The organism is Ferrimonas lipolytica, assembly GCF_012295575.1.
Taxonomy (GTDB): Bacteria; Pseudomonadota; Gammaproteobacteria; order Enterobacterales; family Shewanellaceae; genus Ferrimonas; species Ferrimonas lipolytica.
In genome coordinates, this window is sequence record NZ_CP051180.1 from 873,023 (window position 1) to 897,119 (window position 24,097).

Annotated in this window: 22 protein-coding genes and 2 tRNA genes; 11 read left to right on the forward strand and 13 right to left on the reverse strand. The window is 49.7% G+C overall.

The annotated features are described in order from the left end of the window. Window positions 1–34 precede the first annotated feature (34 nt). Together yfbR and HER31_RS04140 are read right to left on the reverse strand one after the other, a co-directional pair. A complete protein-coding gene (gene yfbR, locus HER31_RS04135) occupies window positions 35–637 on the reverse strand; it encodes a 5'-deoxynucleotidase (RefSeq protein WP_168659411.1) in 603 nt (200 codons plus the stop codon). A gap of 12 nt (window positions 638–649) precedes the next feature. Beyond that, window positions 650–1,864 carry a pyridoxal phosphate-dependent aminotransferase gene (locus HER31_RS04140; protein ID WP_168659412.1) on the reverse strand — a complete coding sequence of 405 codons (1,215 nt, stop codon included), beginning with the start codon at window positions 1,862–1,864 and terminating at the stop codon, window positions 650–652. 203 nt (window positions 1,865–2,067) lie between these two features. On the opposite strand from HER31_RS04140, the gene HER31_RS04145 reads away from it, so the two are divergent. Beyond that, window positions 2,068–2,523 (forward strand): DUF4442 domain-containing protein, encoded by a 456-nt coding sequence (locus HER31_RS04145; protein WP_338030614.1) that lies wholly within the window; start codon window positions 2,068–2,070, stop codon window positions 2,521–2,523. 25 nt (window positions 2,524–2,548) lie between these two features. Here HER31_RS04145 and fldA read toward each other — a convergent pair whose 3' ends face one another. From fldA to HER31_RS04165, 4 genes are all read right to left on the reverse strand, one after another. Beyond that, window positions 2,549–3,070, reverse strand: a complete 522-nt coding sequence (gene fldA, locus HER31_RS04150) for a flavodoxin FldA (protein WP_168659414.1) — start codon at window positions 3,068–3,070, stop codon at window positions 2,549–2,551. Window positions 3,071–3,103: 33 nt separating this feature from the next. Beyond that, complete coding sequence (gene ybfE / locus HER31_RS04155) at window positions 3,104–3,400, reverse strand: LexA regulated protein (protein WP_168659415.1); 297 nt, start codon at window positions 3,398–3,400, stop codon at window positions 3,104–3,106. Window positions 3,401–3,412: 12 nt separating this feature from the next. Beyond that, complete coding sequence (locus HER31_RS04160) at window positions 3,413–3,634, reverse strand: DUF2788 domain-containing protein (protein ID WP_168659416.1); 222 nt, start codon at window positions 3,632–3,634, stop codon at window positions 3,413–3,415. 71 nt (window positions 3,635–3,705) lie between these two features. Next, on the reverse strand, window positions 3,706–4,479 hold the full coding sequence (locus HER31_RS04165) for an alpha/beta fold hydrolase (RefSeq protein ID WP_168659417.1): 774 nt from the start codon (window positions 4,477–4,479) through the stop codon (window positions 3,706–3,708). 199 nt (window positions 4,480–4,678) lie between these two features. On the opposite strand from HER31_RS04165, the gene seqA reads away from it, so the two are divergent. The 3 genes from seqA to ylqF all read left to right on the forward strand — a co-directional run bounded on the left by seqA (window position 4,679) and on the right by ylqF (window position 7,950). Then, window positions 4,679–5,236 (forward strand): replication initiation negative regulator SeqA, encoded by a 558-nt coding sequence (gene seqA, locus HER31_RS04170; protein ID WP_168659418.1) that lies wholly within the window; start codon window positions 4,679–4,681, stop codon window positions 5,234–5,236. A gap of 18 nt (window positions 5,237–5,254) precedes the next feature. Continuing rightward, window positions 5,255–6,889 (forward strand): phosphoglucomutase (alpha-D-glucose-1,6-bisphosphate-dependent), encoded by a 1,635-nt coding sequence (pgm, locus tag HER31_RS04175; RefSeq protein WP_168659419.1) that lies wholly within the window; start codon window positions 5,255–5,257, stop codon window positions 6,887–6,889. 131 nt (window positions 6,890–7,020) lie between these two features. Further along, the gene (gene ylqF / locus HER31_RS04180; RefSeq protein ID WP_168659420.1) at window positions 7,021–7,950 is read left to right on the forward strand and encodes a ribosome biogenesis GTPase YlqF; all 930 of its coding nucleotides are present in this window, start codon (window positions 7,021–7,023) and stop codon (window positions 7,948–7,950) included. Between the two features lie 131 nt (window positions 7,951–8,081). Here ylqF and msrA read toward each other — a convergent pair whose 3' ends face one another. Continuing rightward, window positions 8,082–8,564, reverse strand: a complete 483-nt coding sequence (msrA, locus tag HER31_RS04185; protein ID WP_168659421.1) for a peptide-methionine (S)-S-oxide reductase MsrA — start codon at window positions 8,562–8,564, stop codon at window positions 8,082–8,084. A 178-nt stretch (window positions 8,565–8,742) separates the two neighbouring features. On the opposite strand from msrA, the gene astE reads away from it, so the two are divergent. The 7 genes from astE (at window position 8,743) to HER31_RS04220 (ending at window position 16,228) form a co-directional block, all read left to right on the forward strand. Further along, the gene (astE, locus tag HER31_RS04190; RefSeq protein ID WP_168659422.1) at window positions 8,743–9,750 is read left to right on the forward strand and encodes a succinylglutamate desuccinylase; all 1,008 of its coding nucleotides are present in this window, start codon (window positions 8,743–8,745) and stop codon (window positions 9,748–9,750) included. Between the two features lie 209 nt (window positions 9,751–9,959). After that, on the forward strand, window positions 9,960–11,144 hold the full coding sequence (locus HER31_RS04195) for a thiamine pyrophosphate-dependent dehydrogenase E1 component subunit alpha (protein WP_168659423.1): 1,185 nt from the start codon (window positions 9,960–9,962) through the stop codon (window positions 11,142–11,144). Then, window positions 11,144–12,121 carry an alpha-ketoacid dehydrogenase subunit beta gene (locus tag HER31_RS04200; RefSeq protein ID WP_168659424.1) on the forward strand — a complete coding sequence of 326 codons (978 nt, stop codon included), beginning with the start codon at window positions 11,144–11,146 and terminating at the stop codon, window positions 12,119–12,121. Before HER31_RS04195 ends, HER31_RS04200 begins: the two co-directional genes overlap by 1 nt. Window positions 12,122–12,130: 9 nt before the next feature. After that, window positions 12,131–13,675, forward strand: a complete 1,545-nt coding sequence (locus HER31_RS04205; protein WP_168659425.1) for a dihydrolipoyllysine-residue acetyltransferase — start codon at window positions 12,131–12,133, stop codon at window positions 13,673–13,675. Window positions 13,676–13,834: 159 nt separating this feature from the next. Then, window positions 13,835–14,899, forward strand: a complete 1,065-nt coding sequence (gene nadA, locus HER31_RS04210) for a quinolinate synthase NadA (RefSeq protein ID WP_168659426.1) — start codon at window positions 13,835–13,837, stop codon at window positions 14,897–14,899. A 361-nt stretch (window positions 14,900–15,260) separates the two neighbouring features. Next, window positions 15,261–16,067 carry a CHAD domain-containing protein gene (locus tag HER31_RS04215; RefSeq protein ID WP_168659427.1) on the forward strand — a complete coding sequence of 269 codons (807 nt, stop codon included), beginning with the start codon at window positions 15,261–15,263 and terminating at the stop codon, window positions 16,065–16,067. 73 nt (window positions 16,068–16,140) lie between these two features. Beyond that, window positions 16,141–16,228: transfer RNA gene (locus tag HER31_RS04220), tRNA-Ser, on the forward strand. Window positions 16,229–16,713: 485 nt separating this feature from the next. Here HER31_RS04220 and yegD read toward each other — a convergent pair. From yegD to HER31_RS04250, 6 genes are all read right to left on the reverse strand, one after another. Then, a complete protein-coding gene (gene yegD / locus HER31_RS04225; protein WP_168659428.1) occupies window positions 16,714–18,087 on the reverse strand; it encodes a molecular chaperone in 1,374 nt (457 codons plus the stop codon). A gap of 292 nt (window positions 18,088–18,379) precedes the next feature. After that, entirely contained in the window at window positions 18,380–18,697 is a 318-nt protein-coding gene (locus tag HER31_RS04230) for a hypothetical protein (protein ID WP_168658689.1), read from the reverse strand. A gap of 56 nt (window positions 18,698–18,753) precedes the next feature. Further along, on the reverse strand, window positions 18,754–21,066 hold the full coding sequence (locus HER31_RS04235; protein WP_168659429.1) for a penicillin acylase family protein: 2,313 nt from the start codon (window positions 21,064–21,066) through the stop codon (window positions 18,754–18,756). A gap of 280 nt (window positions 21,067–21,346) precedes the next feature. Beyond that, a complete protein-coding gene (locus tag HER31_RS04240; RefSeq protein ID WP_168659430.1) occupies window positions 21,347–21,820 on the reverse strand; it encodes a DUF1097 domain-containing protein in 474 nt (157 codons plus the stop codon). Window positions 21,821–22,129: 309 nt separating this feature from the next. After that, a tRNA-Pro gene (locus tag HER31_RS04245) sits at window positions 22,130–22,206 on the reverse strand. Window positions 22,207–22,293: 87 nt separating this feature from the next. Continuing rightward, window positions 22,294–24,087 (reverse strand): DUF3413 domain-containing protein, encoded by a 1,794-nt coding sequence (locus HER31_RS04250; RefSeq protein WP_168659431.1) that lies wholly within the window; start codon window positions 24,085–24,087, stop codon window positions 22,294–22,296. Between the last annotated feature and the right edge of the window lie 10 nt (window positions 24,088–24,097).

Genomic DNA, 24,097 nt, shown 5'->3' on the forward strand with positions numbered 1-24,097 from the left:
GAGGTTATGGTCAAGCGGCAATGGCTAACTGACGTTAGCGTGAGCGAGTCAGGCTGTCTAAGGTGTGGTTGCAGGATGAGATAAACACATCCATAAAATAGGCGACCTCAGGCTGTTGACGTAATTCAACCATTTTCGGCTCCATTCGTTCAACCACGTGGTCAAATTCATGGTTGTGGTGAGCCAATTCATCTTTGGCTTTTAGGTAAGCACAGATAATATCGGCCGCCTTCACAATGGCTGCATACTCAGGATCGATATTGTTCTGCACCACCAGATTGGCAAAAGCCGGTTGCAACTCTTGCGGCAAGCTTGCCAAACACTGCTGTTCAGCGGCTTCCTCAAGCAGCTTAAACTCCTTGGTGATCTGTGGATTGGAGTATTTGACCGGGCTGACAATGTCGCCCAGCCAAGTTTCAGAACACTCGTGATAGAGCGCAATGGTTGCTGCCCGTTCGGCGCTGAGTTGGCCGCCAAATTGGCTGTTTTTAATTACCGTTAGCAGGTGTGCCACAATGGCAACCTGATGACTGTGCTCCGCCACGTTTTCTGGTTTAACGCTAAACATCAGCGACCAACGGCGGATCAGCGGCATTCGAAACAGCCAGGCGAGAAAGGTACTAGGTTGGCGAGACACAGTGACTCTCCGTTATTGACGGTAGCGGCTAAGGAACACTTCAAAGTTATCCATCGCTTTGGAAAGATCCTCTAAATGGGGTAAGAACACCACGCGAACGTGGTCCGGCTCTGGCCAATTAAAGGCGGTACCTTGTACTAGCAATATCTTTTCTTGCATCAGCAAATCGAGCACCAGTTGCTGGTCATCAACTAGGTTAAACTTTTTCACATCCAATTTAGGAAAGGCGTACATCGCCCCTTTGGGCTTATAACAGCTAACGCCGTCGATAGCGTTGAGGCGGTCGACCACCAGATCGCGCTGCTGACACAGGCGGCCACTTGGCAGCAATAACTCGTTAATGCTCTGGTAGCCCCCCAAGGCCGTTTGAATGGCGTGTTGCATCGGCACGTTGGCACACAGTCGCATCGAAGCGAGCATCTCTAGCCCTTCGATGTAATCGCGGGCATGCTCGCGCCGACCGGAAAGCATCATCCAACCAACGCGGAAGCCCGCAGCCCGATAAGCCTTAGATAGACCATTGAAGGTCATAATGAAGATGTCATCGGCTAAGCTAGCGGTTGGAATATGCTGGGCGCCATCGTAAAGCACTTTGTCGTAGATCTCGTCGGAGAAGACGATAAGGTTGTGCTCGCGGGCGATCTGTAACAACTCCAGCAGCATGGCACGGCTGTATACCGCGCCTGTCGGGTTGTTGGGGTTAATCAAAACCAAGCCTTTGGTTTGAGGAGTGATCTTGCGTCGAATATCGTCGAGATCCGGCATCCAGTCGGCTTGTTCATCGCATAAGTAATGACGTGCCTTACCGCCCGAAAGGTTCACTGCCGCAGTCCAAAGCGGGTAATCCGGTGCCGGCACTAAGATCTCATCGCCATTATTGAGTAGACCTTGCATTGCCATCACGATCAGTTCGGATACGCCGTTGCCAATGTAGATATCTTCGATGTCGACGTCACGAATACCAACCTGTTGGTAGGATTGCATTATCGCCTTACGTGCGGAGAACAAGCCTTTGGAATCACAGTAACCTTGGCTTTCTGGCAGATTGTGGATTACATCGCGGATAATCTCTTCCGGTGCTTCAAATCCAAATGGGGCAGGGTTGCCGATGTTGAGTTTAAGCACTCGGTGACCTTCCTCCTCTAAGCGCTTGGCTTCACGCGCTACTGGACCACGGATGTCGTAACAAACGGAGTTGAGCTTATTGGATTTGGTGAGCACGTTCATAGGTGGACCTTACTGCATTAGAGCGGAAATTTAGCAAATTCATCGGTTTGCTTGGGGCATATCAACACCATAACCAATTACATCGAAATGGGAAAGTGACCCTTGATGTGATCTTGATCACAATGTAGTATTTCTCGCCCAAGAGGTATGACCAGTTGAGGGTGCTGATGAGCTGGCCGGTAAGTGCAAATACGGTAAGGCGGTTGCTAAATTTATGGCCGCCGCTGCTATTTAGTGGCATTAAGATCGAAGCGTTGTCGCCGGACTATCGCTATTGTCGGGTTGGATTAAAATTGCATTGGTGGAACCGCAATGCTAACCGCAGTCATTACGGTGGTTCGCTGTTTTCGATGAGCGACCCTATCTACGCAATGATGCTAATGGGCAATTTTGGCAAAGGCTATCGGATCTGGGATAAATCGGCGGATATCAACTTTATTAAGCCGGGTTTTGGCCGGGTTTATTGTGAGTTTCATCTTACCGATGGGCAGATAGAAGCGATCAACAACGCTACTGCCTTTGGCGAAAAGCATCTGCCTGAATTTATTATTGATGTGAAAGATGAGCAGGGCGAGTTGGTGTCGCAGTTACGACGGGTGCTGTTTATTCGTAAGAAGTTGGCCAAAACTAACGCAGCAGACATGAAAAAGGCCGCGTAAGCGGCCTTTTCGATAAAGAGTGGGCTTAGCCTAGCTCAGCCAGACACATCTCTTCATAAATCTGCTTAACCCAAGCGTCTACACGCTGTTCGGTTAATTCAGGTTGGCGATCTTCGTCGATGCCCAAACCAATGAAGGTGTTGTCGTCTACCAATGCCTTTGATGCTTCAAACTCAAAGCCTTCAGTAGACATGTGGCCAACGATGATGGCGCCGCGGTCACGGACGATGTTGCCCAGCTCACCCATCGCGTCGAGGAAGTACTCAGCGTAGTCTTCCTGATCACCACAACCAAAGATAGCAACCAACTTATCGTTGAAGTCGATCTGCTCTAGCTCTGGGAAGAAATCGTCCCAATCACACTGAGCTTCGCCGTAATACCAAGTAGGGATCCCAAACAGCAGCAAGCTGAATTCATCGATCTCTTCTTTGCTACTTTTGGCGATGTCTTTTACTTCAACCAGTTCGCCAAGTTTCTTTTGGATCATTTTAGCAACGGCTTCGGTATTGCCGGTGTCGCTGCCAAAGAACAGACCTACGCTTGCCATTCTTTAATACCTATAATTTCTTGATGTGAAAACTTACTCGCTCTTGGAGTGATCGCTGTCAATGTTCACCTGTTCTAACAGGATAGACTCGATCAACTGTCCTCGAGTGAGGTTACTGTCCAAAGCGATGTCATTCAAGGCGTTATACAACGTCTGTGAAACCTTAAACTCAATGCGCTTAAGGCCTTTGGACTTGTCTCGCTGCATCTGGTTACGTTTGTTGATACGTACCTGCTGCTCGCGCGACAACGGATTCGTTCTGGGGCGACCACGGCGTTTTTCCGCGGCAAACATATCCAGAGTGGTTCTATCGGATTTTTCTACTGCCATGAATCAAACAATTCAGCTGAGCCCTGAGCCTTCCCAAAATAGTTGGATAAGACCTTTTGCGATAAATCCGGCACAGCCTAAAAACAGTACCAGCCAAACGATAAAGCGGCCAAATGGCGGCACTTTACCCTGTTTAAGAACGTCCTTGATGGACATGCCGATCAGAAAAAATATCCCAGCAAAAAGCAGATTCAGTCCAAATGCTTCTAGCTGTTCATAGTTATTAATCAACATGGCATTACCTTCCTGGTATTCCGAGGCCGCGCACTATAGCACAGCGCTTAGATCGTGCCTATGCCCAACAATCAAGCATTTGCTGTTGATCTAAAAAAGCGTATCGCCACTCGTTGGAACTGCTCGGCCTTTTCTGCGTGGAGCCAATGGCCGGTCCCAGTGATGACATGAGCCCGAGCATTAGGGAAGCGCTTAACTATTTCATTTCGGTGCTCGGGTAAGATGTAATCGGACCGTTCACCTTTGACCATCATTACTGGGCCAGAGTAAGGCGGCAGCTGCGGCAGGGCACCAATGATATTGGGGTAGCTGTCAGTCAACGCCTGTAGATTAATGCGCCACCGATACCCACCATCGGCTAGGCGATGCAGGTTCTTGGTTAAAAATGCGGCGGTGGCAACATCGATGCCATCATGCTGCAGCTGCGCTTGTACTTGCGAACGCTTGTTGATGTTGGCCAACTCGATACGCGGTAGTGCCGCTAAGATGGTATCGTGGCGGCTTTGATAAGCGACCGGTGCAATATCGGCAACCAGCAGCGCATCAACATTGGCGGGAAAGCGCTGGGCGTAGGTCATCGCGACCTTGCCGCCAAGGCTGTGCCCTAATAACGACCAGCTGGGCAGTTCCAGCGTGGTGCGAATAGTGTCGAGCTGCTCAGCTACCAGCTCGAAATCGAACAACCCTAATAAAGGTGAGTCACCATGCCCAGGCAAACTGACCCGTAACGTTTGGTAACCAGCTTGGCGCAGTGCATTAGCGCAAGCGCTGAGGTTATCTAAATCGCCAAATAAGCCATGAAGAAGAACGATACATGGCCCTTCGCCTTGTAACTGATACTGCATTGTTATTCTCTGTTAGGGTTGGTTGCGGCGGCATTTTGTGCAAACTCCACAAATAAATGCAACCGCTTAGCAACGCTATTGTTGCATTCACCCCGAACTGAATTAGTTACAATAGCTTTTGCTATATAGGCATAGCCAGCGTTGAATTGTGCTGGTTATAATGCGTGCCAACGGGAACTGGAAACGATACGAATAAACAATGAAATACATTGAAATCGATGACGAGCTTTATCGTCATATCGCGGGTAACACGCAACGGATTGGCGAAAGCGCGTCAGATATCTTACGTCGCTTACTGGGTTTAGAAGTTGAGTCCAGCGAAGAGTCTGTGCCAAAGCAGCTAAGCGAACCAAGCCGTGAAGCAATTGCAAAGCCAGCGAAGAAAGAGTCAACGCCAGTGCGTTCAGCTGTTGCTGAGTCCGGGGTGTTCGAAGAGCTGGTTAATGACAAGGCGCTTAGCAAGCAAAAGGGTGCAGTAGGGCGTTTTACCTACCTACTTGATGCCGTTTACCGTCAGTTCCCTAGCAGTTTTGGTGCGGTACTTGAGATCCGCGGTCGTGACCGCCTCTATTTCTCAACCGGCAAAGATGATCTGCTAGCTAGCAGTAAGACGGCCAATCCGAAACAGATTGGTTCTAGCCCTTATTGGGTGAGCGCAAACAACAACACCCGTCGAAAGCAGACTATTCTGGAAGAGGTGTTGGTTAAGTTAGGTTGCGATAGCGAGCTAGCAGACCAAATCGCGTTACAGATTTAATCTGCCCAAGGATTTTACATGGCTTTACATGATCGAGCGGGCACCATTGCCCGTTCTGTTGATCTGGTTGATATCCCAAAATTAATCAGCAGTTTCTACACTCAATCTCCACGCATTGATAAACCGGCCGAACGGGTTAGCTTTGGAACCTCGGGGCACCGAGGAAGCGCTTTCAAACGCAGCTTTAACCAAGCTCACATCTATGCAATTACCCAAGCGGTTATCGATTACCGCCGTAACTTTGACATTACCGGCCCGATGTATATCGGCTTTGATACTCATGCCCTTAGCCAACCGGCTTTCTATTCGGCACTGGAAGTATTAGCAGGTAATGGGGTTGAGGTTCGAATTCAGTCAAAACACGGTTACCTGCCAACGCCGGTATTATCGTTTGCAGTTATCCGCCACAATCGAGATTCAGCCACACGAGCGGATGGCTTGATCCTTACTCCAAGCCATAACCCACCACAGGACGGCGGCATTAAATACAACCCGCCCCATGGTGGTCCTGCTGATACTGATGTCACTGATTTTGTGGCTGAGCGAGCCAATCACTATCTAGCCAACAACCTTGAAGGTGTGCGTCGAGTTAACCGCGATGTGGCTGAAGCGACCGGTTTGATTAAACCAGTCGATATGATTGGCGCCTACGTTGAAGCCCTTGGCTCAGTGGTTGATCTTGAAGCCGTTGCTAAAGCGGGAGTAAAGCTTGGTGTTGACCCAATGGGCGGCGCCGCCGTATCGGTTTGGTCGCGTATAGCGAAGCGTTACCAGCTTGATTTAACCGTTACCAACGACCGGGTCGACGCGGCATTTGGCTTTATGGCACTGGATAAAGACGGTGCCATTCGCATGGATTGCTCCAGCGCCGCAGCCATGGCACCGCTGTTATCATTGAAGGATAGCTTCGATCTGGCTGTTGCCAATGATCCCGATGCGGATCGCCACGGCATTGTGTGTGCTGATGGCGGCTTAATGAACCCAAACCACTACCTTGCTGTGGCTATCAACTACTTGGTTGGCCATCGCCCTAACTGGAATAATCAAGCAGCTATTGGCAAGACTTTGGTATCCAGTGCGATGATTGACAAGGTGGTAGCGCAACATCAACGCCGATTGATGGAAGTGCCCGTTGGCTTTAAATGGTTTGTTGATGGCTTAGCCAATGGCAGCGTGGTGTTTGGTGGCGAAGAGAGCGCTGGTGCCAGCTTCCCAGACTTTGCTGGCGCGGCATTCTCTACCGACAAAGACGGCTTTATCTTATGTTTGCTGGCAGCAGAGATCCTCGCGGTTACCGGTAAATCACCAGCGGCGCACTACGCTGAGCTAGAGCAGCAGTTTGGCGCGCACTACTACCGCCGTGTTGATGCACCCGCATCAGATAAGATCCGTCAGGCGTTAAAAACCTTAAGTGCTGATGATTTAGGCCAAGACCAGCTCGCGGGCGATCCTATTGAAGCGGCACTGACTGAGGCCCCAGGTAATGGCGCCGCCATTGGTGGCCTTAAAGTGGTGACCAAGCGTGGCTGGTTTGCAGCTCGCCCGTCGGGCACTGAGCCAATCTATAAGATCTACGCCGAAAGCAGCGACAGTGAAACTCACCTCGAACAGTTGCTGGTTCAAGCACAGCAATTGATTGCTAAGATCGCCTAACGTTTCGCAGCGTATACTAAGGGAAGCCAAGTGGCTTCCCTTTTTTCTTGTGCCAGCTTAAGGCTGTGAGTGGAGCCGGAGCGACAAGCAGGGTAAACTTGCGCGCTAATAACCAGTTGAAGAGATAAATTATGGCGATCCAGTGGTTCCCTGGCCATATGAATAAGGCCCGGCGTGAGATTAAAGAGGTCATGCCGCAGATGGATGTGATCATCGAAGTACTTGATGCTCGCGTACCATATAGCAGTGAAAACCCAATGGTGGCGCAACTGCGTCGCGATAAGCCAGTAATCAAAGTCTTCAACAAAGCCGATTTGGCTGATCCGCTGCTTACCGAGCAATGGATGGCTTATCTGGAACAGCAACGTGGGGTTAAAACCTTAGCGTTGGATACCGATAAAGCCGGCCATGTGCATAAGATCAGCGAACTGTGCAAAAAATTGGTCCCGAATAAAGTCGGTAACGATAAGCAGATCAAAGCGATGATCATGGGCATTCCGAACGTAGGCAAATCAACGCTTATCAACACCATGGCTAAGCGTATCGTCGCCAAAACCGGTAACGAGCCAGCAGTGACTAAAGCCCAACAGCGGATCAAGCTGGAAGAGGGGATCATGCTGTACGATACCCCAGGAATGCTATGGCCAAAACTTGAGAATGAACATTACGGTTTTCGATTGGCTGCCATTGCCGCGGTACGCGACACCGTTGTTGATTACTCAGAGTTGGGTAGCTACGTATCTGAATATCTGCTGGCGGCCTACCCAGAGCGGCTAGAGGAACGCTATAAGCTGGATGAACTGCCACAAACGGACTGGGAATTTATGGAAGCGGCCGGTAAGAAACGCGGCTGTGTTCGCGGTGGTGGGCGCGTCGATCTTGAACGCTTTGGTGCCATTCTCATTAACGAGTTGCGAGATGGAACCCTAGGTGGCATTACGCTTGAAACGCCAGCGATGATGGAAGTGGAAGAGGCTGAGTTGCAAAAGAAGCGTGAGCGCGAAGAAGCCGCTAAGCAGGCCAAAGAGGAAGAGAAAGCCAATCGACGTAAACGTCGTTAAGTTTGATTATCTTCAGTTAAATGCCAAACCCGAGCTAAGCTCGGGTTTGTTGTTTGTGGCAGCCGCAATAATCGGCAGTGCTGTGCCTTCGCCATGCGTAGTTGCCAATGTCATCTAGTCTGGCGGTTAGTTTAAAAGAATGGCAGGTGGCAGCTTGGTAGCTCGTGCTTACCAAAGTAGTTCTGGTGGTACTCCTCGGCATCCCAAAAGGTGGTGGCTGGCACGATTTCGGTAACGATGGTGTTGCCGGCCCAGTAGCCGGTTTGGCTGATTTGATGTTTGGTTTGTTCAGCCACTATTTTTTGATTGTCGTTATGGTAAAACACCACTGAACGGTATTGGCTACCCACGTCCTCACCTTGTTGATGGACAGTCGTTGGGTTGTGATACTGCCAGAATACCTGCAGCAACTGTTCGAAACTGACCACCACCGGGTCAAACTCAAGTTGTACTACTTCGGCGTGGCCAGTATCACCAGCTTTCACTTGCGCATAGGTCGGATTATCAAGGTGGCCGCCCATATAGCCACAACGTACCGCAGTTACTCCGTCAATCTCACGAATAAACTGTTCAACACCCCAAAAACATCCGGCGCCAAAGGTTGCTACTGCCATGGTGATACTCCTTCCGACCTAACTGAACGATAAAAGTCTAAACGTTAAGATGTTTAGATGGCTAAACGTCCATGGAGAATAATGTCACGGCGGCGGAATTACAACCATTGTGTGCAGGAGAATTGTTGTGGTGGCCTTGGTACACTGCCTGCAGATCATTTGCTCAAGGAGAAGAGCCTTGCTACAACAACATCACGACCTGCTGTCGCACACCCTGAAGTATCCATCGAATTTACCGCAACAAGAACAGTTTGAGTTGGCTGGTGGAGTAGAGGTAAGCCTTACCGATGTGGGGATCTTGCGGTTCGAACCGCCACAACCGGATGCGGCTGATATTGTTTTGTCTGCTGGCGTGCATGGTAACGAAACTGGGCCAATAGAGTTGCTTAACCGACTGGTGCAAGAACTGCTAGCTGGAACCTTGAACTGTCGTAATCGACTGCTTATTTTACTCGGTAACCCGCCAGCGATGGTCGTGGGTAAGCGCGAGTTAGAACACAATATGAATCGCTTGTTTAGTGGTAATCATTCGAACTATCAAGGCGATGAAGCACAACGAGCGAAACGATTGGAGTTGGCGGTTACTGAGTTTTTCCAGCAACGAGACGGACAGCGCTACCACTATGATCTGCACACTGCCATTCGCGATTCGAAACGGGAGAAGTTTGCAATCTACCCGTTCCGTCATGGTAAGCCGTGGAAACGTCAACAGCTGGCCTTTTTGGCCAATGGCGGCATTGATACCGCGCTGTTAATCCATTCGCCTCAAACCACTTTCAGCTACTTTAGCTCCAACCAATTCGGTGCCGATGCCTTTACGGTGGAATTAGGAAAGGTGCGCCCATTTGGTCACAACGATAGCCAGTCGGTTGCACAGATTGAAAGCCAGTTACGACGTTTAATCAGTGCAGAACCGGTGTTGATTGATGCGGCAGCACCACTGACGGTGTTTGACGTAGCCCAAGAGATCAATAAACAAAGCGATGCCTTTACCCTTAATTTTGCCGACGATGCCGCTAATTTTACTGAGTACCAACGGGGTGATCTATTGGCGCAGGATGGAGAGGTTGAATATCGTGCTAAGGCCGATGGGGAAGCGATTGTGTTCCCAAACGCCAAGGTCGCTCTGGGGCAACGGGCGTTGCTTACGGTTCTACCAGTGGGCGCAGAGCAACCATTTGAGTAATTAATCTAATCAAACACCGCTGTAAAAGGGGTTTTACAGCGGTGGCGCAACCATCACTGACTTTAAGTGGACGCTTGGTTGTGTGGCATTACTGTGGCAGGTAACTTGCTCTGATGTCGTCAACTGGATGTCATTAAATAAAACAAAAATTGACATCAAGGTAGTTGGCGAAAGGCGATAACAACACCAGACATATTGGACGTTAAGTGATGACAGACAACTCTGCCCAACCACAGCATTGTACCGAGGCCACATTGGTCGACGGGCATGCGTTGGTGTTTCCAACCTTACGAGTTCTGCAGGCGGATGGGTCGCTCTATGAACAGGCTCAATTACCACAAATCGACAAGGCCTCAGCGCTAAAGATCTACCATAGCTGCGTATTTACAAGGGTTCTAGACGAGCGGATGCTGGCGGCCCAACGGCAAGGGCGAATCAGCTTCTACATGACCTGCACCGGCGAAGAAGCAGCGGTACTTGGTGCGGCGGCGGCCTTGGATGACGCAGACATGATCATGGCTCAATACCGTGAACATGCAGCACTGCATTACCGCGGCTTTACCCTCGAGCAGTTTATGAACCAGATGTTTTCCAACATCAACGATCTGGGCAAAGGACGGCAAATGCCGATCCATTACGGCAGTAAAGCGCTGCATTACATGACCATCTCATCGCCATTGGGAACGCAGATCCCGCAAGCAGCAGGTTACGCCTATGGTCAAAAGATGCGTGGTGAGGACAACGTTACCATCTGCTTCTTTGGTGAAGGGGCTGCCTCCGAAGGGGACTTTCACGCTGGCTTAAATATGGCGGCAGTGCATCAAGCTCCAGTGATCTTCTTCTGTCGTAATAATGGCTATGCCATCTCGACTCCAGCAGAAGAGCAGTACGCTGGCGATGGCATTGCTCCCCGTGGCGTAGGCTACGGCATCAAGACCATTCGTGTTGATGGCAACGATATGCTCGCCGTGCTGGCGGCAACCCAATTAGCACGTCAGGTTGCACTGGAACAACAATGCCCTGTATTGATCGAAGCGATGAGTTATCGCTTAGGGGCGCACTCAAGCTCAGACGATCCTTCCGGTTATCGCAGTAAGGAGGAGGAGCAGAAATGGCGAGAGCACGATCCGGTGTTGCGTTACAAGTTGTGGCTGCAAGCGCAGGGGTGGTGGAGTGAGAGCGATGATGAAGCCCTGTATCAGCAGTACAAACAAGAAGTACTTGCTGCGGTAAAGGTTGCCGAAGTGCTGCCGATGCCAGAACTTAGCACCTTAGTAACCGATGTCTACGACGAGGTTCCTAAGCACCTGAGCGAACAGTTAGAGCAGGTTAAGACTCAAGTACAACAATACCCAGAATACTATCGCGCCACCGCTGGCAAGGAGCACCTGTAATGGCCAAGATGAATTTACTACAGGCCATTAACGAGGCGCTTGATATTGCTATGGGCAATGACGACACAGTGGTTGTCTTTGGTGAGGACGTTGGTCACTTTGGTGGGGTGTTTCGCGCTACTGCCAAGCTGCAGGATAAGTTTGGTAAAGATCGTTGTTTCAATACCCCGCTTACTGAGCAAGGGATTATCGGCTTTGCTAATGGTATGGCTGCTCAAGGTATGCGGCCAGTAGCTGAAATCCAGTTTGCTGATTACATCTTTCCCGCTTTCGATCAGATCGTTAATGAAACCGCTAAGTTCCGTTACCGCAGTGGCAATGAGTTTGATGTGGGCGGCCTAACCATCCGTACTCCTTATGGTGGTGGTATCGCCGGTGGCCACTATCATTCGCAATCTCCGGAAGCTTATTTTACCCAAACCCCCGGATTGAAGGTGGTTGTACCCCGTAACCCAGAGCAAGCGAAAGGACTACTGTTAGCGTCGATCCGTGATAATAATCCGGTGATATTCTTTGAACCGAAGCGGCTCTATCGCGCCTCGGTCGGTGAGGTTCCTGAGGGGGACTACGAGATCCCCTTATCAGCCGCTGAGGTGGTTAAAACCGGCAGCGATATAACCCTGCTAGGTTGGGGGGCACAGATGGAGTTGATTGAAGCAGCGGCGAAAAGAGCTGAAAATGACGGCATCAGCTGTGAAATTATTGATTTACGTACACTCATGCCATGGGATGTTGATACCGTTGCTCAATCAGTTATCAACACCGGAAGGTTACTGATAAGCCACGAAGCACCGTTAAGTGGTGGTTTCGCCGGTGAGATTGCCGCCACCATTCAAGAGCAGTGCTTTCTTTATTTAGAGGCGCCGATTGCTCGGGTTTGTGGTTTAGATACACCATACCCGTTGTCGTTAGAGAAAGAACACATGGCTAACGAACATAAAATATTTGAAGCGATTAAAACCTGCGTCAATTTCTAGGGAGTGGCAATGATTAAGGATTTTATCTTGCCGGATATCGGCGAGGGAGTGGTTGAGTGTGAGTTGGTTGAGTGGTTAGTCGCTGAAGGCGATGTGATTGCGGAAGATCAGCCTATTGCTGACGTGATGACAGACAAAGCATTGGTGCAGATCCCAGCTCCGTACGCCGGTACCATCACCAAGCTGTTCTATCGAAAAGGTCAGGTGGCGAAGGTGCACGCGCCACTATTTCAGGTAGAGCTGGCTGATGCAAGCACAGCCATCACTGAGGTTGCAGTTGAGCCACCACAAGCTGCAGCAGCTAAGGTGATTGATGATTTTATTTTGCCAGATATTGGCGAAGGAATTGTCGAGTGTGAGCTGGTTGAATGGTTAGTTGCAGAGGGTGATGTGGTCGAAGAAGATCAGCCTATCTGTGATGTGATGACCGACAAAGCGTTGGTACAAATCCCAGCGAAACAGCAGGGAACCATCCATAAGCTTTATTACCGTAAAGGCCAAGTAGCTAAGGTGCACCAACCTCTGTTCGCATTAGCGCTGCCAAGCAGCGCCGCTGGTGCAGCGGCAGCACCTGTCGAGGCTAGCTCGGCAGCAACCCCCGATTCAATGGTGCAAGCTACTGCGCCTGTGCGTCATGGCAAAGCCGTTGCTAGTCCTGCGGTTAGGCGGTTGGCTCGGGAGCATGAGGTCGACTTGGGTTTAGTTAGCGGTACTGGTAAAAATGGGCGCATCTATAAAGAAGATCTGCATCGCTACCTAGAATCTGCTCAGTCAGATAGTGCCCCCCTTGCCCTGCCTGAAACCATGCCAATTGAAGCGAAACGGGCTGCGGCTGAGTACGTTGCTGGAACAGACCGGGTTGAGCCGATTAAGGGCATTAAGGCGGCCATGGCAAAGCAGATGATGGCCTCAGTGCAGAGCATTCCTCACTTCACCTACTGCGACGAACTTGACCTGACTGAGCTGGTTGCATTACGGCAAAGCCTGAATGCTCAATATGCGGAGCAGGGGATTAAACTGAGCTTTATGCCGTTTTTCATCAAGGCGTTGTCGTTAGCGATGAGTCAATATCCTGCTCTAAACAGCCGTGTCAATGATGCTGGCGATGAACAAACCTTCGTGCATGACCACAATATTGGTATCGCGGTTGATGGCAAGCTTGGCTTGATGGTGCCAAACATTAAGCAGGTGCAGGTGCGGTCTATTCTCGAAGTAGGTGCTGAGGTTGGGCGGCTTATCAGCGCTGCTCGTGATGGCCGTGTTGCTCCAGCAGATCTCCAAGGCGGCACCATTAGCATCTCTAATATTGGTGCCATTGGTGGTACGGTAGCGACGCCGATCATCAATAAGCCAGAGGTTGCCATTGTTGCCTTGGGCAAACTGCAAACCTTGCCACGGTTTAATAATGATGGCGAGGTGGAAGCTCGGACTATTATGCAGATCAGCTGGTCTGGTGATCATCGGGTGATTGACGGTGCGACTATTGCGCGATTCTGCAATCTGTGGCGCAGTTACCTTGAGCAACCGCAACGGATGATGATGGCGATGCGATAACCCTAATATGGCGCCAATGGCGCCTTATTTTCGCGACAGCCCGTTGAAATCGACTGCATGTAACCAGATATATATGACAGTATTCGCCAGAGTTAGGTTAACGAGTGGAATGGCATCTCGTATAATGGCGCCAATTAGTTGTAGAGGCATTGACCCAAAATGTTAGAAGCCCCGGTTGTAGATGATTCGCATTACCTTTTTCCTCCCAAGCCACAGCCAATGTCAGTTGACGAGAAAGCTGTAGCAAAGGAACGCATTAAGCGTTTACTGAAAGAGAAAGATGCGGTTTTGGTAGCGCACTATTATACCGATCCTGAGATCCAAGCTCTGGCAGAAGAAACTGGTGGTTGCGTTGCGGATTCATTGGAAATGGCGCGCTTTGGCAATGATCACCCAGCACAAACCCTGGTGGTCGCTGGCGTACGTTTTATGGGGGAAACCGCAAAAACGTTAACGCCAAATAAAACCGTATTGATGCCAACTCTCGAAGCAACTTGTTCGCTTGATTTAGGTTGCCCTGCGGATCAGTTTACTGAGTTTTGTGATGCTCACCCTGATCATACCGTGGTGGTATACGCCAACACCTCTGCAGCAGTTAAAGCCCGTGCGGATTGGGTGGTTACCTCGTCGATTGCGCTAGAAATTGTTGAACATCTCGATAGTGAAGGACACCAGATCATCTGGGGGCCAGATCGTCATCTAGGCAGTTACATTGCTAAACAAACTGGCGCAGATATGCTGATGTGGCAGGGCGCTTGTATCGTCCATGATGAGTTTAAAGCCAAGGCGTTGTTTGATCTGAAAGCTCAGAATCCTCATGCGGCGGTGCTAGTACACCCAGAATCACCGGAATCTGTGGTTGCTATTGCTGATGCGGTCGGCTCGACTTCACAGCTAATTAAAGCCAGCCAAGAGATGGACAATGACATGTTCATCGTCGCGACCGATAAAGGGATCTTCTACAAGATGGAGCAGCTGTCTCCAAATAAGACCTTTATTGAAGCGCCAACAGGTGGTAACGGCGCAACTTGCCGTAGCTGTGCTCACTGCCCATGGATGGCGATGAATGGCTTAGCAGCGATTGAGAACTCGCTGATTAGCTCAGATCGCACCGATCATGAAGTGCATGTTGATCCGGAGCTAGCCAAGCAAGCGATGCTGCCGCTGAATCGGATGCTTGATTTTGCCGCTACCTTAAATGAGGTTGTTAAAGGTAACGCCTAAGCAACTAAACTTACCCTTATTAAGCACCGTAATCACGGTGCTTTTTTGTGGCTGTGTACCAACTAAGTGTTGTTGTTTACAATGTTGTTAACGCACCGGCTAGGCGAGTTTTGATACAAGGAGAAAGCACTGCCGTCGTTGATCTTCTGCCACATTGGAACAGTCCAGCGAAGCGTTTTGGATTGCGACCTAAGGCAAGGGGGGAGATTCCAAAGGGGCGAAGCAGCCCCCTAATGCATACAAGAATGTGCCGTCGCCACCGCGACATAACCCTTTAAGAGCACTGCAATCGGTGAAGCCGAAGGCTTAAGATAAACTTCAACAGCTAACTATGACCCAGCCTTTTTTATAGGGTAATAAGATGGATGACAGCGTAGTAACCGCAGTTCAACAACGGCTTGTTAACCAATATCAGCGCATGCTGAGCCAAGTTGAGACTATTGCTAGCAATAATGATGTTGAGGCAGTTCATCGCTATCGAGTGAGCTTACGTAAGAGCCGCTGTTTATTGGCAATATTTGCTGATGAGCTGGCAAATACTCCCGCGGCAACGTTGGCAGCCAGCTTTAAGCAGCAAGCGCACGTGTCGAATGCTGTGCGCGATATTGACGTATTTATTGCGGCTGTCGACATCCCCATGATTATTGATTACCTATTGCAGCAGCGGCTGTTACTACAACAACAATTACGACAACGGCTTGGTGATTTACAGCGGGAGCGGCAACTGTGTCTCAGCTGTTTGCTGTTGCCGTGGCCAACAACTGCAGTGACGTTATCTGCAGCGGTAGCAACTCAGTTGCAGCAATTACAACAGCGGAGCATAGCTGCAAGTAAGTTGGCGGTGTCGACCGGTAAAGATAAGCATTGGCACAAATTGCGTTTATTGATTAAAGCCCAGCGCTACTTAATTGAGTTGTGCCTAGATAACCATCACAGTGACGCGTCGCTATGGCAACAACGATTAGGCGAGTTTAATGACAACTGTAATCAACTCCAGTTTTTGACTGACTTACCCCTTCAACCAAAAAGGTTGCAACGGCAGCTGAGAAAGTTAACGAAGAGGTTAAAGCAGCAAAAAAAACAACAAAAGCGCGAGTTGACGGTACTGGTTGAGCAGGAGTTGACTAAAAAAGATGCGTTCGGTTTAAAGTTGAAAAATAGCAGTTGACGACAACCGATGAACTCCCTAATATGCGCTTCCCGTAGCGAGTGAGAACTCGATAAACATCGAACAATTTAAAGGTCAGGTGTCCGAGTGGCTGAAGGAGCACGCCTGGAAAGTGTGTATACGGCAACGTATCGAGAGTTCGAATCTCTCCCTGACCGCCATATAAACAACAACGCCCCGCACGAAAGTGCGGGGCGTTTTTGTTTGGTTGTGTACCAATTAAGGGTTGTTCTTGCCAATGCTGTTAAAGCACCGGTTAGGCGAGCTTTGAAACAAGGGCAAAGCACTACCGCCGTTGCTCTTCTGCCGCATTGGAGCAGTCCAGCGAAGCGTTTTGGAATGCGACCTAAGGCAAAGGGGATTCCAAACGGGGCGGAGCTTCCCCTAATGCATACAAGAATGTGCCGCCAACGCGACATAACCCCTTAATAGTCTGCAACCGATAGAGCCGAAGGCTTGATATTAACTTCAACACTTAACCTCAACACTTAACTGTGACACAGCCTTTTGTTTATATGGTCAGTGAAGATTTTGGTTCTAAACCTTAGTTCGCCATCGCCATCGCCATCGCCGTAGGCACTCATCTCTTCTAAGCGCTTGCTCGCTAACCGTGATGGTAAACGAGCAGTCTGTTGCTTCGCTGTGCTCAACAGCCCGATTTATTAAAGATCTTATCTGCCCACAGAGTCAGTCCCGAGGTTACGCTGCCGAAGTTATCGGCTGAAACCATTGGGATCTGATAGCGTTGCCATAGGTAATCCTTGATAAACGGCGCATTGGCGCTACCACCGGTGAGGAATAGCACGTCCGGTTTGCAACTGGATTGGGCGATCACGTCATCGATTAATACCGACATACGTTTCAGCAGTTGTTGGGCCGCTTCGGTGAAGTTGGCGCGGTCGACGACAGTAGCCAGTTCGGGCTCTAGGAAATCCAGTGCTACCTTGGCTTGCTCTAACTCACTCAAGGCGATTTTAGCGCGTTCTGCACAGGCACTAAGCTGGAAGGTCATGTGCTGTTGTTGCAGAGTTAGGATCCGCATCAAGGTTGTTAGCTCTGGCTGGCGTTGCAGCTCCGACAGCATCGCTCTGGTGTCGTTGCGATAAAAACGTGTTTGATCTGAGATGTTGTTTACCGAAGCAGCGTCGATGAACGGCTTGTTGGGGATAGGGCGTCCCTTACCGTCTTTCAGTCGTGAGCCGAGAGTTGGCATTAAACAGTTAAAGTTCAGTGCGATATCAAAGTCATTACCGCCGATCCGTTCGCCGCTGTAGCCCAATACCCATTCGTCGTGACGTTCACTTAAGTCGCTGCCCGCGGCCATCTGCAACATGGAGATATCCGAAGTACCACCACCGATATCCACTACCAATACGTTCTGCTGTTGCTGCAGCTGTTGTTGGTAGCTTAAACCGGCGGCAATCGGCTCATACAGAAATTCAACTTGGTCAAAACCTGCGAATTTAGCGGCGCGAGTCAGTACTTCGGTGGCTTGGGTATTACTGCGGTGGCTATCGAGCCCCTGAAAATTAACCGGACGACCAATCACAACCTTCTTAATCGGTGCTAAACCCGTTTGTTCCGCTTGGTGACGCAGGTGCCACATGGTTGAAGCACAAATGTCTTCAAACATCTGCTGCTGCCGTGGGGTAATGCCACTGGAGCCGAGAAAGGATTTAGGGCTACGAACGTAGTAACAGTCCGCAGGATCAACTAGGTACTTGTCGAGAGCATCAACGCCGAAGGCCAATTGGTCATCGTAGCCATCAAGCTTGGCTTCACGCAGGGCATTAAGACTGGCACCTAGGTTAGGGCGGGCTTGCTGATATGGCTGCTCTAGCCCTTGGCTTTTAAGCTGTTGATATAGCCAACCAGAGATCACTTCTGGCTGCGGTGCGTAAAGGGTCGAAGGAAGGTAGTGGCCGTGTTGGGGCAGATTTACCAGTGTTGGTTGGTTATCTGTTATTACACCAAAGGCACAGTTAGATGTACCGAAATCAAAACCTGCAATTGTACTCATCTATGCACTACCGTTTTCGAAAATGGTCAGCGAGGGTAGCGATCGCTCAGTGGATTTACAAGTGATTTTAGTGGCTAGTAGGGCAAGGTTTGCTAGCAACTATTGAAATTCTAACGCAGGTGATAACAGCACTAAAAATGGCTAACAAACTGATTATCAAGGATGAAGGTAAGTTTTTTCTAATCATTCAAATAACTGTAACAATTGGCAGAGATAATCACTAGGCATCCTATGTGAATCAACCTCCTTGTGCACGCAAACCTAAGCGTGCATTTTTTTTGCTGTTTTTTCGCTATCGGGGTAACCGCACCCGTTTTTGTTGTTTGAGTGCACACTTACATAGGTGTCCCTCTAATGCGGGGCAATTCTTACAGGGCTTGCCCTTATACGGCCGGGTCAGCACGATACCGTGGTGGGGAAAGTGATGGCGTGTACTGGTGGCTTTAGCCAGTCCTAAGTTCGAAATGAAGGTTGAAGCAAGTTGCTCGCATTCCACTTGGGTTAAAGCAGTAAAGTCGGTTCCCTGCTTTAACTTATCTTTTATCTGTTGCTTCAGCGCCTTTTGCAGCATTTTAGCGGCTTGCTTATTGCCGCCTTTATCTTTCGCCATAAAACCCCCAACGAATACAGCCTATGCCGATAGTAGCCGATTGGATCTATGAAAGCCTATTTGTTTGGCGACAAAATAAGTGCAGCACGAGTTGGTTGTGCAATGGTAACGGTGCGGTACTGTCCGTTCATGTAATCAATGGCTTGATCGGAGAAATGTTTCGAGTGTGATACCCCGCTTTGCCCTAATGGGCTGATAACGCGGGCGGTGAGCGGTGACGCCATGTCCACCAATCGACGAGTTGATGGGCCGAATGTCGCTTGCCGTTGCTCGTTTTGGTACTGGTAAGAGATGTTATTTATGGCGCGTTTAGAACCATGGATCGGCATACTTGGGCCTTCAAATATCTGTCGCAGTAGGGGATTGGCCCCCATGGCGTGACGATGGCGACTTTGTGCACTTTGTTGCCACTTGGGAATATCGGTACCTAGGCTGGATTCGGTTTGTAACCATGCTCGTCTAATGGCGTCTTGCTGGTTTTGTTGCGAGTATTGGTTGAGGTTGTTCCACCATGGTGAATTGGGGTTTTCCAACACTTGATATAGCATCTTGTCAATCAAGCTCTGGGTCACTAACACCTCAAAACGATCGCTACCGAGTTCGTCGGCAAAGATCTCTTCAAGTAGGTGGTTGTAGAAACTCTCAAATATGGTTGGTGCAATAAGATCTGCACTGTAAGTACCATCCCACTGCTGTAATGCTTGATAGGCACTGCTACCGGTGTCGGTGACGGCAGCTGCGAGCATAGGCTTGAGCATCATTACTCGTAAGTTACGGCTGTCGTTCTGCAGCTGCTTAAACTCATCGAGATTCCATTGCTGTTGGCTCTCTAGTTGTTCTTGTAGCCACATCGGTCGGAACTTAGGGGCGTAGTAACCAGAGGCTTCAACTTGCTGCAATGGTTCTGAATATGGGTGGTTAGCGGAAAAAATAATGCCGGAGGTGGGATTAAGCTGTTTGGGATTGCTGGAGAAGTCGTAATGGCCTTGGGGCAGGTTGTTGCGCTTGGAGCCGTCAATCATTACTGAGCCACTGATTCCCTCGGCACGCTTAAGGTATTTAGCCACCGCCCATTTGGCAATGTTACCTTGATTGTCGGCATAGAGGAGGTTAACCCCTGGCGACCAGATATTTTCTAGGCTCTGTTCGGTTTCCTCTAATGAGGTGGCGTTGACCAATTGATAGAGGCCATGCAGTGGCTGATTCCCTGGTTGGGTAAAGGTCCAATATAGTGCAGTGGGCTGATCTAACCCGAGCGCTTGATCGACGCGAGGCCCAAATGCCGTTACCTGGCGTTGGTAGTGGAGGCTTTCGCCCCCCTTTATTTCGATTAGCTCATCAATCAGGTCCATTTGCGCGACCTCATCGTCTATCTGGTAGCCATTGTCGGTTATGGTCAGTTGGTAGAGATCGGCGTCGTCGTTCAATAGCATGGTTAACCCCCATACCCGCTGAGGGGTTTGCCCTAATAGTGGGATGGGTAAACCGGGCAAGTAGTGACCGTATAGCACCCGCTCAGGAGTATGGATCTGCGCCTCATACCACACTTGTGGGCTGGAGTAGCTGATGTGAGGATCATTAGCAAACAACGGTGCCCCACTTTCGCTGCGTTCAGCGCTGACGACCCAGCCGTTTGAACCTTGCATCTGGCCCATTGGTAACAGCGAGTCTAACTCTAACTCCAACCAATCTTGGCTAACTAACTCGATACCATCGAGTTCTGCGGCCGCCCAGTGGTCTTGTAAGGCATGCAGATAAGGCTCATCTAAGTTTTGGCGCAAGTCAGTCATTAGCGGGTCTTGCTTGAAGGCCGTGGTGAAACTGTGGGCCATATAACTCAGTGTGGCGAATACATCGACTGGCTGGAATGGTTCGGGGGTTGCGGCCAACAGTTGATACTCTAGCGGAGTGGGTAGGTTTTCAATTGCATTGTTGATGCCATCAACATAGGAGTAAACCCACAGCTGTAATTTAGGATCTTGGGAAAGTAATGCCTGAGCTTGCTGTTCACTCCATTGACGCATACCAAGGGCGCGGAATAGTTGGTCTGTCTTTACTGCTCGCTCACCAAATAAGGCGGCAAGTTCGCCCTTACCAACCCGACGTAATAGATCCATTTGAAATAGACGCTCTTTGGCATGCAGCCAACCAAGGGCAACCATGGCATCGGCATCGTTGTTAGCGTAGAGGGATGGCACTCCATAATCGTCAAATGAGACGGCAATTTTGTTTTGCAGTGCTGGTACAGACTCGATGCCGTGATAGGTCGGGCTGGTTCTCCACAGTTGCAGTGCGACAAAGGCAGTTACTATTGTGACAATAGCGAGAACAACGATAAAGACCGCTTTTATTGCGCGACTGAAAAACATACCCATCCTTGGTGTAAGTACTAACGCCTGTGACTTTATTGATACCATCTGCATTGCAGAAGTAAAGCACTAAGTTACTGTTTTTATGTTTTTTTTGAATTTTGGTATGGGCATTGTCTGTAGCGTTAATCGGCACTTTTCTTGCTGAGTGCAGTGAGCGACGATAAAGGTATTTGGTTTTTGTCTGCTGGACAATGGATGTGGTGGGAGGAGGAGGTTGTGATCAGCGTAAGCCTAACGGCTACGCTGACGATATTGGAAGCTAACGGTGATGGTGTGGTTAAACAACCTGATTTTTAATCTGAGGCTGCAATTTTGCCTGAAGCCATAAGCCCGATGATTTCATCATGGCACCAAACAAAACACCTACCAGCAGCGATGGGACAACCATTTGCCAGTTGCCATTGGAGGCAAAGGTCGCGCAACACCCTAAAAAGGTGCCAGGTATGTAATTAAGCCACTCTTTTTTCGCTTGGATACACATCAGCATCGACACAATGCCAGTAATGATGTAGCCGATAACCTCGATGTTACTGACGGTGGAAAGCTGGATAATAACCATGCCCCAAAACACACCGCTTAGATTGGTTAGCATGCTGATGGCGACTGCCTTTTTGCCTTCAGCTGGCGCAGCAAAATAGGTTGAGCAGCCCATAAATCCTGCCCAGGTTAGCAGACCAAGGGCGACCGAGAGCCATCCCCACAGTGCCGAGAGAATACCAGTAGTAATTGAGATAGCGACCAATGCAGACATGATTCGTTTTCACCAAGCTGAGTAAACCAGCCAGAATATTAGCCGCTTAAGTTGAAGATGTTGTGACGATTGATCACACTTTTGTGGTTAATTTTCAACATTGAGCTCAAGTTAAACCGAAGATTAACCTTATTGGTTGTTCTTAATGAGTTTTATGAAATTAAATAATGTCGAATGTTTTTCAATTACAGCGCGGGTCTTGGGCGTGTCAGCGAATGCAGATGTGACTAACAGGCAGAATATTGGCTATGGACTAGCTAAGAGCGACCAAGCCCACAACGGAGGCCGTTGTGGGCTTGGTGCTGAAGGTGGTCGGCCAGAGAGGACTTGAACCTCCGACCCTCGCTCCCCCAGAGCGATGCGCTACCAGACTGCGCTACTGGCCGATACCATTTAAATATCTCGCAGCGGCGTTATAAAATCAATAGTTTTCAACTCTAACTGATTGATGTTTATCCAGTTGATGCGTGCTGTTAGTGGCTACGGAAGCGACCACCTTCTTCCATCATCAGTACCAAAACTGGCACATCAAGCTTGGCTTCACGCTGCCGCTTATAGTTATTGTTGTACACGCGGTAGGCACCACGATTGTCGATCACGGTGATGGCACGTTCGGTTTGAATCGCAAACTGACGAGCGTTGCCAATAACCAAATAGTCGTTGTGTGGCGGCTGATATAGCTCTTCACCTAGGCTGTATTCACGGATTGGCGTGGTGCACTGGAGTAAGTTGGTCATTAACGTCGGTACCACACCGTAGTGACTGGTGCGATGACTTATGGCTCGTGGGCGTTGCCCGTTCCAGCGGATAAGCAGTGGCACTCTGGTGGCTGCGGGGCTGAAGTTAGCGCGGCTATCGGCATTAATGTCAGTGGTAAATAGGTGGCCATGGGTACCGGTAATGATCACCACGGTGTTTTCTCCCGCGGCTTCAACCAATCGTTGGAGCTGTCCATCGATAAAGTGCAACGACTGCCGGTACTGGTTAAACAACACCTGTTGGGCGTGGTTTAACGATTTGTCGGCTCGCACTGTCGGGATCCCAACTTCGCCAACAGGGGTACTGTAATAAGCGGGTGCTGACAAGCTCACCAGATTAAACTGTGGGCCGTTTTTCTGCTCTATATGGCTGATGACCTGTTGGCTAATGGCAATATCTTGCTCGGCAGCGACATCATCGACAGGGGTAGGAACCACATTAAAGTCTTGTAGCCAGGTTTGTTTATCAAACGGGGTTGCCGCTTGATTGATGCCGTAAGCGGACAGATGGTAGCCCGCTCGGTGTAGTTGTTTGGTTAGCTCTGGGCCTTTTAAGTCCAACAGTAGTGGCTCTCGGTATGAGGGCAACATGCTGTAGAACATAGTGAATAGGCCGTGGTTGTAGCTGTTGCTAGCCGAAGAGTGGTGCTCAAACCAGTGGGATTGCTGGGATAGGTCCATCAGGTACGGCATGGTTTGCTGATTAACCATGTCGGCGCGGAAGCCATCTATGGTGATCATCAACACATCTTGGGTGGTTGGTGGCACGCAATTGATGTCGGTCAGCGGATATAGCAATTGATGTGATGAAGGGGCAATGCGATTGGGTACCGCCATCTCTCCCTCTTCCATCAACCCTTGGCGGGCGATAAAGCCTCGAGCGGTAGCCGGGTAATGCAACGGGAATATATCGTCTTGTGCCACAATTGGACGGTAACCAGTAGCATCGGCCCAAATATGCACCAAGTGCGACGCGATAAAACAACTGGCTAGTACGATTACCACCGGAATCCCCATACGGCGACGACGAACTCGAGCTAATCGTTTCCAAAGTCCATTGGCTAGCACTAGCTGTAAGGCGAGCAGGGCGATTGGGAATACGGCCACAATGGGGTTGTCGAGTAGGGCACCGATATCAGCGCTGGCGATATCAAGAACAAATGGATTGAGGTGGAGTCGATAGTGGTCAAAAATTTCGGCATCGAAGGCCAAAATGGTTAACCCGATGGTTGCAACCAAAGCACCAACGCCGCGCAATATGTGCGAAAACGGCAGCAGTACTGTAATTGGAAACAGAGTAAATAAGTATCCAGCAAAGCCCAAGAATGCAAAATGGCCAACCAGGTTCACCAGCATGTACGCCTGGGCCAATAGCGTGTCAGGCCAGCCTTGGATGTACAAAAAACGTGTTGCGATTAGCATTGCTAACAGCATGTTTATAAAGGTAAACCAGTGTCCCCACAGTACCAAGGGCGACACATTGTCTTTGGTGTGATCGTTGAATTGCATTCTAGGGCTT